7 protein-coding genes and 1 pseudogene are annotated in these 10,862 nt (G+C 51.5%); 4 read left to right on the top strand and 4 right to left on the bottom strand.

Annotated features, from left to right (window positions below; genetic code table 11):
- The 3 genes from ilvD to B3A20_RS10750 form a co-directional block, all read right to left on the bottom strand.
- The coding region (gene ilvD, locus B3A20_RS10760) for a dihydroxy-acid dehydratase (RefSeq protein WP_290764588.1) at positions 1-1,573 on the bottom strand (1,573 nt) is incomplete at its 3' end.
- 107 nt (positions 1,574-1,680) lie between these two features.
- Complete coding sequence (locus tag B3A20_RS10755) at positions 1,681-3,183, bottom strand: THUMP domain-containing class I SAM-dependent RNA methyltransferase (protein WP_290764585.1); 1,503 nt, start codon at positions 3,181-3,183, stop codon at positions 1,681-1,683.
- A 20-nt stretch (positions 3,184-3,203) separates the two neighbouring features.
- The gene (locus B3A20_RS10750) at positions 3,204-3,572 is read right to left on the bottom strand and encodes a hypothetical protein (RefSeq protein ID WP_290764583.1); all 369 of its coding nucleotides are present in this window, start codon (positions 3,570-3,572) and stop codon (positions 3,204-3,206) included.
- A 200-nt stretch (positions 3,573-3,772) separates the two neighbouring features.
- Here B3A20_RS10750 and B3A20_RS10745 point away from each other — a divergent pair, with 200 nt between their 5' ends.
- Positions 3,773-4,984, top strand: coding sequence for a hypothetical protein (locus B3A20_RS10745; RefSeq protein ID WP_290764581.1), 1,212 nt, complete (start codon positions 3,773-3,775; stop codon positions 4,982-4,984).
- Positions 4,985-5,115: 131 nt separating this feature from the next.
- On the opposite strand, the gene B3A20_RS10740 is transcribed toward B3A20_RS10745, so the two are convergent.
- Complete coding sequence (locus B3A20_RS10740) at positions 5,116-5,841, bottom strand: TrmH family RNA methyltransferase (protein WP_290764579.1); 726 nt, start codon at positions 5,839-5,841, stop codon at positions 5,116-5,118.
- Between the two features lie 159 nt (positions 5,842-6,000).
- On the opposite strand from B3A20_RS10740, the pseudogene B3A20_RS10735 reads away from it, so the two are divergent.
- The 3 genes and pseudogenes from B3A20_RS10735 to gyrA form a co-directional block, all read left to right on the top strand.
- Positions 6,001-6,918 (top strand): annotated as a pseudogene (locus B3A20_RS10735) (TIGR02171 family lipoprotein); the annotation flags it as partial.
- 103 nt (positions 6,919-7,021) lie between these two features.
- Positions 7,022-7,807 (top strand): 5'/3'-nucleotidase SurE, encoded by a 786-nt coding sequence (gene surE, locus B3A20_RS10730; protein ID WP_290764574.1) that lies wholly within the window; start codon positions 7,022-7,024, stop codon positions 7,805-7,807.
- A gap of 169 nt (positions 7,808-7,976) precedes the next feature.
- Entirely contained in the window at positions 7,977-10,712 is a 2,736-nt protein-coding gene (gene gyrA / locus B3A20_RS10725; protein WP_290764572.1) for a DNA gyrase subunit A, read from the top strand.
- Positions 10,713-10,862: the final 150 nt, after the last annotated feature.

The raw sequence follows: 10,862 nt of genomic DNA, 5'->3' as shown, positions 1-10,862 counted from the left end.
AGAGACCGCTCGTACCGCCGGAGAATCGACCGTCGGTAAGCAGTGCGCAGGACTTGCCGAGGTGACGGCTCTTGAGGTAAGAGGTCGGGTAGAGCATTTCTTGCATGCCAGGACCACCCTTCGGGCCTTCGTAGCGGATGACGACCACGTCGCCAGCCTTCACCTTGTTACCGAGAATGCCGTTCACGGCTTCTTCTTGGCTTTCGAATACGATGGCCGGGCCGGTGAACTTCCAGATGGATTCGTCAACGCCTGCGGTCTTCACGATGCAGCCATCGACAGCGAGGTTGCCGTACAGAACAGCGAGGCCGCCGTCCTTGGTGTAAGCGTGTTCACCATCGCGGATAGCGCCGTTTGCGCGGTCGAGGTCGTGATCCGGATACATGAAGTTCTGAGAGAATGCTTCGATGTTGTACTTGCGGCCAGGGCCTGCGAGGTAGCGCTGCTTGGCTTCGGCAGTCGGATTACGCTTGAGGTCGTTTGCTTCGAGGGCGTCGCCCATCGTGGCGGCGTGAACCGTCTTTGCGCTCTTGTGGATGAGGCCCATGCGGTCAAGTTCACCGAGGATGCCCATGATACCGCCTGCGCGGTTCACGTTTTCGACGTGGATGTTGTGGACGGTCGGGGCGACCTTGCAGATGCACGGCGTGTTGCGGGAGAGGCGGTCGATGTCCTTCATGGTGAAGTCCACGCCAGCTTCCTGAGCGACGGCGAGCAAGTGGAGAACGGTGTTAGAAGAACCGCCCATGGCGATGTCGAGGCGCATGGCGTTTTCGAAGGCGTCCTTCGTGGCGATGCTGCGCGGGAGGATGCTTTCGTCGTTCAAATCGTAATACTGGTGGCAGAGTTCCACGATACGCTTACCGGCAGCTTCGAAGAGCTTCTTGCGTTCGGCGTGGGTAGCGACGATGGTGCCGTTGCCCGGGAGGCTAAGGCCGAGAGCTTCGGTAAGGGAGTTCATGGAGTTTGCGGTGAACATGCCGGAGCAGGAACCGCAAGTCGGGCAAGCGTTGGCTTCGATGTCGGCAACTTCTTCATCGCTGATGGTGTTGTCTGCAGAATCGATCATGGCGTCGATCAAGTCGAGAGCGCGGTCCTTACCGTCCTTCGTCGTGACGTGGCCAGCTTCCATCGGACCACCGGAAACGAAGATTGCCGGAATGTTGAGGCGCATTGCAGCCATGAGCATACCCGGAGTCACCTTGTCGCAGTTAGAGATGCAAACGAGGGCGTCGGCGCGGTGGGCGTTAGCCATGTATTCGGTGGAGTCGGCGATGAGGTCACGGGAGGGCAAGCTGTAGAGCATGCCGTCGTGGCCCATGGCGATACCGTCATCGACGGCGATGGTGTTCATTTCCTTGGCGACACCGCCGGCAGCTTCGATCGCGCGTGCGACAACCTGACCGACATCCTTGAGGTGGACATGACCCGGTACAAACTGGGTGTAGCTGTTCACCACGCAAATGACGGGTTTACCAAAGTCTTCAACCTTGGTTCCTGTTGCGTGCCAAAGGGCACGTGCACCGGCCATTTCGCGGCCTTCCATAGTCTTGAGCGAACGAAGTTTCGGCATAATGATCCTTTTTTTGTCTTTAATAATTCTAGCGGCATTATATATGCCACCTTAAATTTCGGTTATAAGTTAGAAAATTAATTCTTGTGATGAAAATGGCGAGACGCCTAGATTGTAGCAAAGAAGGCGTTGAGGCTAAAGCCACCATGGCTTGTTTGGATGACCTTGGCGGTTGTGGAATGTTCTCTAGAAAGGATGGGGCATTCGCGCAAAAGGTTTGTAGTGCAGGTGTACTTGGCGCCATCACGGGTGTCGTCTTTCGGGGCGAGGATGGCGACTGTGAGCGATTTGCCGAAATGGTGCAGGTCGCGGGCGAGTTCCGTTAGTTTTTTACCTATTTGCGTGTAAAGCTTTGGGGCGTCAAAATCAAGGCGTTTGCCGTAGGGCGGGTTCAGCACGAGAATGGGCGAGGAATCGCTGCAGGCATCTGCAATTTCTTTGGCGGTGTAGCTGAAAAAATCTTTTTGCTGCGGTGCGATTGGCGCAGGTTCGATATGTGCGAGCGGGCTACATTCGATGTTGTGCTTGATGATGTTTACCGCGCGTTCGGAAATGTCGCTCGTGAGGATTTTAGCGATTGTTGCAGTTGCACTGTTCGTCTTTGGATTATCGCTTCGCTCTAATCCCAAATGCTGGACTCGGTCATGCTCATGCAAGCATGGTCGCGACACTCGTCCTACGCATTTGTCGTCTCTCGTCTCTTGTCTAATCAAAAAATTCCACGTAGCTTCTTTGAAGGCTGGCTGGTGCTTGAGCGCAAAATCGCGACAAGTACCGGGAATGATTTTGTTTGCAATGCAGGCTGCTTCGAGGCTGAACGTGCCACTGCCGGACATGGGATCAATAAGAGTGGTTAGTGGTTGGTGGTTAGTGGTTAGGGACGCTGTATAGAAAGCTTCGAAGATCATTGCCGAGGCGATGGTCTCTTTGAGTGGGGCGTCATTTACGAATCTCTCAAAGCCGCGTTTGTAAAGTTCTTCGCCCGCGAGGTCTAGCCAAATGGTGCAACGGTCGTCTAGAAAGTTGACGTAAAGATTTTGTTGAATGCTGTGATTCTCGTTTTGCAACGGGGCGTTGCGGGGTGTCCCCGCAGAGGGGGTAGCGGATGCCGTGTCGGCAGAAGCGAGGGGGATGCTTACCCCTTCTATTATTTTATACAAACGTTCGGCGATAGCGTCGCTGTGGTAAAGGCGGGAATGCTTGCAAGTAACGTGGATGTGCGGTAAGTTCCTAGTTACTAGTTTTGAGTTACTAGATAAATATCTTTCGTCTTTCGTCTCTCGTCTCTCGTCTAAATAAAGTTCCCACGGAATTTCGAATGCTTTTTTTTCGAGTTCGCGGAAGTTTTCGGCCTTGAAATTTGCGACTTCCATAAGGACGCGGTTTGCGATGCGGCTTACGGCGACAACTTTCCAGGCTTCTGTGATTTTTGTGATAAATTCGACTTTGCCATCTCCGGTGACGTGCGGAGGTTCTGTAGAGCCATCTCCCAAAATGAAACCAAGTTCTTTTGAAAGCGTTTGTTCAAAACCAAGCGGAGACACTGCTAAAAAGCGGTGCGGTTTTCCGATGATGTGTTTCTTGATGCGTTTTTCGAGAGCGTCACTCATGGACTGCAATATAAAAATTGCTAGGAGCCAAGGTCAACGGCAATGAGTTCTTTGTTGGGAACGGCCGGGGCAATGACGGGGAGTTTGCTCAAGTCCAGGTTGATGGCGATGATTTCGCCGGAGAGCGACAAAATGGCGCCTGTGGAGGTGTTGAATGTGCCGATGACTTTCCCGGAACCGTCACTTACGGTCATAGTCGAGGAGGCGATGACGTAATTGCTGGACCCGAGCTGGTAGAAATAGCTGGGTTCGCTTACGACGATGTTCTGGGGGATTGGGGTAGCTGAAGTCTTGGGTGCCGAATCTTGTGTCGCTGCACTTTCGGAGCAGTTCCATGCGGTGGCGAGAACGCCTGCAAAAAGTATGCTTTTGAATAATTTTAACTTCATGCTCATTCCTCGGTTTGTAAATATATATTGACGAATTTTTAAGAGGTTGCGAAAAAAGCTTATAATAAGATTAAATGTTCCCTTAGTGTTCTCTCCCAAACTCTTGTTTCTTACGAAAAACTTATATTTGTAGACGGTGAATTTGAGGTGCTTTGAGAAAAGTGTCTCCGCATTTTTTTTAGTGTTACTATCTTTTGAATATGATTATGAAAAAGTTTGCGTTGATTTCTGCAATTGGCTTTTTGGCCGCATCTGCTTTTGCTGCACAGGGCGCTCCGATGGGTGCTTCTGTCGATCCGACTCCTGAAGAACAGAAGGCTCTTGATGCCTTGAAGGGCAAGCTTGAAGGAGCTATTGTCTGGTCGACGAGTCGTGCAAATTCGCTCCACGACATTTGGATTATGAATGCGGACGGGACGAATGCTCGTGCGCTCACCAAGAGTAATAACGTGGATTGGTTCCCGCGTGTTGCTCCAGATGGCTCGAAGGTGCTTTTCAATCGTAGCAAGGCTGGTTGGGTTCCTGAAAACGATGCGAATTACCCGGAAAAGTGGGATTTGTGGACCGTTGGAATTGACGGCGCGAACGAGACGAAGATTGTTGAAAACGCGACATGGGGCACGTGGCGCCCGGATGGCAAGTCCATTGTGTTCAGCCGTGCTGGCAAGGTCTTTACGATGGACCTCGCGAGCAAAAAGGAAACGCTTGTGCTCGATGGTGAAAAGGCGTTCAAGAAGGCTGGCGTGATTCTGCAGGAACCGAACATGAGCCCGGATGGCAAGCATTTGGCAATCACGCTCCGTGGTTCGATGCGCGAAACGGGGGTGTGGAATTTGACTAAGAACGCCTGGACCAAGTCCGGTGACGGTTGCCAGATTGACTGGAATTTCGATGGTTCCAAGCTCTACCGCGTGAACCCCACGGGTAATGGCGGAACGGCTGCTCCGAGTGAAATTTTGTGGTTTACAGCTAAGGACGGCAAGCAAGTGGAAAAGGTCGGATTCTTTGGAATCCCGAAGAACGTGAAGCTGATGGACTTGCCGGGACGTCGCAGTCATGAATATTTCCCGCGCCTCTCGCCGGATGGCAAGTGGCTCGTGTGGGGCGCAACGGACAAGGGCCATGACCACGACCTGTTCGACTACGAACTTTATCTGTGGAAGATTGGCGAACCGGTCGAAACGGCAACGCGTATTACGTACAACAGCGGAAACGACCGTTGGCCGGATATCTGGTTTGGTAAGGTTCCGGTGAGCGCAGCTCCTGCAGCAACGGCTAAGGCTGTTGAAACTGCCGCAAATGCAACGGCTGCCGCTATTGCCGGTGGCGTAAGCGATGCCAAGATGGATGAACTCATCAAGGCTATTGACCGCTTGACCGAAGCAGTGAAAGCGCTTGCTCCGCAGAAGTAATTTGAGAAAAGGAGATGCCCCATCAAGTTGGACGTGACAGAATGCAAAAAAGCCGCGGCTTGATGCTGCGGTTTTTGCTTTGTGCGCGGTTTTGCAAATGCGTTGAAAAAACGTTGAAAATGCGCGAGGTGTTACTTTGCGTTACTGCGGAGGCAGAAGGCCATGATGGCGAATGCGCCGGCAACGTTCATGGATGCCTTGCGGCCTGCCATCGGGATGGTGACTTTCATGGTCGCTTCGGCCATGATTTCTGGGGCGATGCCGAGTTCTTCGTTACCGAGAACGATGAGGCCTTTTTCGGGCCATTTTACGTTGTTTATACTAGGGATGTCTTCGCCGGTTTCGAGCGCAATGATTTCGTAGCCGTTTTCCTTGTGCCACTTGATGCAATCGAACGGGCTTTCCCAACGCTTGATGGGAATCCATTCCTGGCAGCCGCGTGCAGCGCTTTTGACGGTCACGTGGTCGGGGCTGCAACTGTAGCCGCTGAGGTGTACGCCTTCGAGTCCAAAGCAGTCGGTGCTGCGGATGATTGAACCCACGTTAAATGCGCTTCGCAAATTGTGTACGAGTACCGCAAATTGAATAGGCTTTTCGTTTGCCACTTCGCGGTCGCCCGGTTCCTGTTCCAGGTACACGTCACGTTCAAAGCCAAGCCCCGCGCGGGTGCGAAACGTCTTGTACAAGTCAATCATTTGCGCTTGGTTCTTGCCTGTCAATCGCTCGGATTCGGGCAGGTGGAGCCATTCGGTGTAGGTCTCGAACTCACGGCGGGCGCGTGGTACGTCATCGCCTAATTGCAAAATAATGACTCTTAAAAGTTCAGCGAGCCTCTTGAACTTGGAGGGCTCTTTCATTGCTAAAAATTTAGGTTCCGTGTACATGCATATAATGATAGAAAAATATATTTTGCGAGTATGAAGTTCCTTGTTGGTTTGGTGATGTTCTCGCTTTTGCTTGTTTCCGGTTGCTCGGATTCTGAGCCGGTTTCTTCTCAATCGACAAAATCGTATTCGTGGAATTATGATAGCTTAGGCGCTTATTATGCCAACGAAGGCCAGTATACGCATATTCTTGCTCAAAAAATTTCACTTTTGTGGGAGTATCGCGATTCTGCGGAAGTCGTCTGCATGGGCAATTCTCATACGATGTCTGGCATTAATCCAGAAATGTTACAACACTTTGCTATTAACTTGTCTACAGTTCCGTGTGATTTGCATTGCATGGAATACCTTTATGAAAACTATGTCTCGTTACATGCAAAGGAACTGAAATATCTAGTGATAGGAATGGATTTTGATCTTTGGAACGAATGCGACTCGATGGACGCCATTCAGGTGAATTTTGGAGATGCAGCGGGGTTTCAGTACGATATGCATCACCAGTTTTGGCGTGATGGCGTAGATAGCTTGTTTGTAAACCGTGTCATGGAAATTGCAAAAGCGAAGTTGGATGATGAAGACCGTGAGTATAAACAGATGTGTGATAGTCGCGGATGGCGGTCTATAGCTTGCGTGGAAGATTGGGCGTCTGATGGCAAAGGGGTTGTTGAAATTTTGGAGGATAGCACAGCGTACGATGACGGGGCTCGCTATGAATCGAATTTTTCGGAACTTTCGCGAATATTGGAAATTGCTAAAAGGCAGAATGTCGTTGTCGTGGGGGTGGTTTTCCCTATCAGTCCGTATTACCGAAATACGGGGAGTTATGGGCGGCATGGCATGCGTCGCTCGACTGCGGAAATGCTCTTGAAACGGCTTGAAGAATTGGCTGAAACGGACAAGAATTTTGTGCTGATGGATGAAAACAAAATGGGCAGTCATGACTATGTGGGGAGGGTGGCAAATGATTACGACCACCTGTGCCGTCTGGGGGCTAAAAAGCTCACTTTGCGCCTTGATTCCCTGCTAAATGCTTTGGACGGGAAAATGTAGCCGAAAGTGGCTTTTTTCGCGTGTTTTTAAGGATTTTGAAACAATTTTACCCCCCTTTTTTCTAAATTGCATATAAATGGATAAATTACGGAAAACTAGGGTATTGATCACTAACGACGATGGTGTTGGTAGTGTCAATTTGCATGCTCTCGCTCTTGCTTTGAGTGAGGTTTCCGATGTCTATGTTTTTGCGCCCGAAGACGAGCAGAGTGGTGTCGGTCACGCCTTTACGATTCGTCGCGGGCTGCGCGTCCTGCATGTCGAAGCGGTCCCGGGGAAGGCGAAGTTGCCGTACGAGGTTTACTCGGTTTCGGGCACTCCAGCAGACTGCGTAAAGTTTGCCGTGGGGCATTTTACCAATTACGGCCTTGATGATAACACGATTGTTCCCGAAGGCTTTGATGTTTGTTTTTCGGGAGTCAATGTGGGTGAAAATTCCGGTGTGTCGTCGCTGTATTCGGGGACGGTTGCCGGAGCTCGCGAAGCGGCCCTTTGGGGCGTGCCTGCGGTGGCGCTTTCTCTCCGAGGATTGAAAGGCAACCTGTTGCAGGTGGCGATTGATTTTGCACGCAAGATTGTTTCTGAGAACCTGTTCAAGAAAATTTCCAAGGGTGTCTTCTGGAATGTGAATTTCCCGAAAGTGAAAGACGATGAATTCCTTGGATTTAAGGCTTGTACGATGGACCGTGGTATGTTTACCGACCACTACGATCACAAGGATGGCTTGTGGTTTTTGGATGGCGAAAAGCTGTGGTCGATGGCTCCTGAGGGTTCGGACGACAACTTGCTAGATAAGGGCTATGCGACAATCACACCGCACCGCATAGACCAGACCGATGAAGAAAGTTTGGAAGTGATAAATGAAATGTTAGCGGGAGGTGAATGGTAGAGAAAGGTATTAGGGTTTAGGTATTAGGTCTTAGGATTTATAATCGCGGCTTCGCCGCCCTTTAAAGAGCTTTTGCGTAGCAAAAAGATTATTCGCCTACCTCCTACAACCTAACACCTGTAACCTAGCCACTAGCCACTAACCACTAACCACTATTTGAGGTTAACTAATGTCAGAAGAAATGGTACCTGGATCGCAGTTCAAGAGTCTTGTCGAACAAGACATGCAGGACTGCTATCTTCGCTACTCGATGAGCGTTATTGTCGCTCGTGCATTGCCGGATGCGCGCGATGGCTTTAAGCCCGTGCACCGTCGTGTGATGTACAGTATGCACAAGCTGGGCGTGGTTCCGAACAAGGGAACCGTCAAGTCCGCCCGTATCGTGGGTGATGTTATCGGTAAGTACCACCCGCATGGTGACGTTGCTGTTTACGATACTCTTGCTCGTATGGCGCAGGATTTCTCGTTGCGCTATCCGCTGGTGTTTGGTCAGGGTAACTTCGGTTCTATCGACGGTGACAGCCCGGCTGCCATGCGTTATACCGAAGCTAAGATGAATAACCTTGGCGCCCTTATGCTCGAAGATCTCGAAAAAGAGACGGTCGACATGGGCCCGAACTACGATGAATCGCTCGAAGAACCGCTGGTGCTCCCGTCTGCGCTCCCGAACATGATTGTGAACGGAACATCGGGTATTGCAGTAGGTATGGCGACGAATATGGCTCCGCACAACTTGCGCGAAGTCGGTGCCGCTATCCATGCTTTGGCTGAAAATCCAGACTTGACTGGCGAAGACCTCATGGAATATGTGAAGGGCCCGGACTTCCCGACAGGCGCTATTGTCTGTGGCCGTTCTGGTATTCGTGAAGCTTACCTCACGGGTCATGGCCGTGTGCGTGTGCGCGCCCGTACCGAAATTGAAACGGATGCAAAGGGCAAACCGCGTATCATCGTCACCGAAATTCCGTACATGGTGAACAAGGCCGAACTCTGCAAGAAGATTGCAGACCTCGTCCGCGACAAGCGCGTCGACGGTATTACGGACATCCGCGATGAATCGAGCCGCGACATCCGCATTGTGATTGAACTCCGCCGTGATGCAGTTGGTGAAGTTGTCTTGAATAACTTGTTCAAGTACACGCAGCTCCAGACGACGTTCAGCATTTACAACTTGGCACTCGTCAATAACCTCCCGAAGCTCCTTACGCTCAAGGATCTTTTGCAGGTCTACATTGACCACCGCCTCGATGTGATTACGCGTGCAACGCAGTTCGATTTGAAGAAGGCTGCAGCTCGCCTCCACATCATTGAAGGTTTGCGAATCGCAACGCAGAACATCGACGAAGTCGTGAAGATTATTCGCCAGAGCAAGACGACCGAAATAGCAAAGCAGAGCTTGCAGGATCGCTTCTCGCTCGACGAAATCCAGTCTCAGGCAATTGTTGACATGCGCCTTGCCCAGTTGGTCGGCTTGAATATCGAAAAGTTGGAAGCCGAATACAACGAACTCATTGCAACAGTTGCTGACTTGAAGGACATCTTGGAAAAACGCGAACGCCGCATTGCCATCATGCTCGAAAAGCTCGATGCCGTTGTGGCCAAGTATGGCGATGAACGCCGTACGACGATTGGCGAAGCTATTGACGATAGCGATGACGAAGACCTCATTGCCGAAGAAGAACAGGTCATCACGCTCAGTAAGGAAGGCTATATCCGTCGCTTGCCGATTGACACGTTCAAGGCTCAGAACCGCGGTGGTAAAGGCATCATCGGTGCAGGCCTCAAGGACGAAGATAACGTGGAGCAGATCTTCACGGCTAGCACGCACAGCTATTTGCTCGTGTTTACGAACAAGGGCCGTGTCTACTGGACGAAGGTCTACCGCTTGCCGGAAGGTGCCCGCAATGGCAAGGGCCGTCCGATTGTGAACTTTGTGGCGCTCACCGAAGGCGAAAAGGTGCAGGCGATTGTGCCGGTGCGCAAGTTCGGTGGCTACTTCTGCCTCGTGTTTGCCACCAAGAAGGGTATCATCAACAAGATGGACCTCACGCTCTTTAGCCGTCCGCGCAAGGCTGGCGTCAATGCCATTAGCCTCGACGAAGACGATGAACTTGTGAAGGTCCAGCTCGTGGGCATGTCTGCTGAAGAATACGAAGCGAGCAAGAACGCCTCTGACGATGATTCCGCAGAAGCCGTTGATGGTTCGACGAGCTCACCAACCGACGATGGTTCGACTGATTCGGCTGGCTCACCAACCGATGCTTCTGAAGAAGAATCTGGCGATGCCGAAGAATTCGCTAACCGCCCGATTCCGAAGGATCTTTTGATGATTGCGACTAAGAACGGTCAGGCCGTCACGTTCCCGATTAGCTGCTTCCGCGCTATGGGCCGTGGCACGCACGGCGTGAAGGGCATTACGCTCGCCGAAGGCGACGAAGTCATTTCGCTCCTGTGGCTCAAGGCCGGCAACAAGATTTTGACCATCACCGAAAAGGGTTATGGCAAGCGTTCTGAACCGGGTTCTTACCGTGTGACCCGCCGTGGTAGCAAGGGGGTCCGCAACTTGAACGTTACAGACAAGATTGGTGCCGCCGTGTTCGTCGAAAGCGTTGCTGACGATTACGATTTGATCATCACAAGTAAGGACGGTCAGGTCATCCGCATCAAGGCTGCCGATATCCGCCTCACGGGCCGCAATGCCCAGGGCGTCAAGGCAATCACGCTGCGCGATGGCGATGTCGTGAAGGATGCAACTGCACTCCCGAGCGTCGAAGATATCGAACAAGATAGCGCCGATGCCAAGGAAACTTTCGACAAGGTTAAGGGCGTAGAAGTCGATGACGATTCCGTTGTCAAGGACGATGCTGAAAAGCAGGACGTCGGACCGGTTGAAACGGAAGAATAATCAATAAACCTTACAAAAGCGGAACTTTTGTTCCCAAAAGTCGTTTTAGCCTCTTCCTGGAGTTCCCGGGAAGGGGCTTTTTTTATGCCGAGCGGGCGTGCCGTGAGCAACAAAGCCCCAGTTCTTTTGAACTGGAGTGGTTGTGAGAGC

The sequence above is a fragment of the Fibrobacter sp. UBA4297 genome (assembly GCF_002394865.1).
Taxonomy (GTDB): domain Bacteria; phylum Fibrobacterota; class Fibrobacteria; order Fibrobacterales; family Fibrobacteraceae; genus Fibrobacter.
The sequence above is the reverse complement of the archived record's forward strand: the minus strand, read 5'-3'. Positions and strand labels throughout refer to the sequence as shown.

What these genes read in the sequence shown, in the direction of transcription:
- B3A20_RS10740 (WP_290764579.1), bottom strand. Translation starts at nt 5,841, where the DNA reads ATGAAAGAGCCCTCCAAGTTCAAGAGGCTCGCTGAACTTTTAAGAGTC.
- B3A20_RS10745 (WP_290764581.1), top strand. Translation starts at nt 3,773, where the DNA reads ATGATTATGAAAAAGTTTGCGTTGATTTCTGCAATTGGCTTTTTGGCC.
- gyrA (WP_290764572.1), top strand. Translation starts at nt 7,977, where the DNA reads ATGTCAGAAGAAATGGTACCTGGATCGCAGTTCAAGAGTCTTGTCGAA.
- B3A20_RS10755 (WP_290764585.1), bottom strand. Translation starts at nt 3,183, where the DNA reads ATGAGTGACGCTCTCGAAAAACGCATCAAGAAACACATCATCGGAAAA.
- B3A20_RS10750 (WP_290764583.1), bottom strand. Translation starts at nt 3,572, where the DNA reads ATGAAGTTAAAATTATTCAAAAGCATACTTTTTGCAGGCGTTCTCGCC.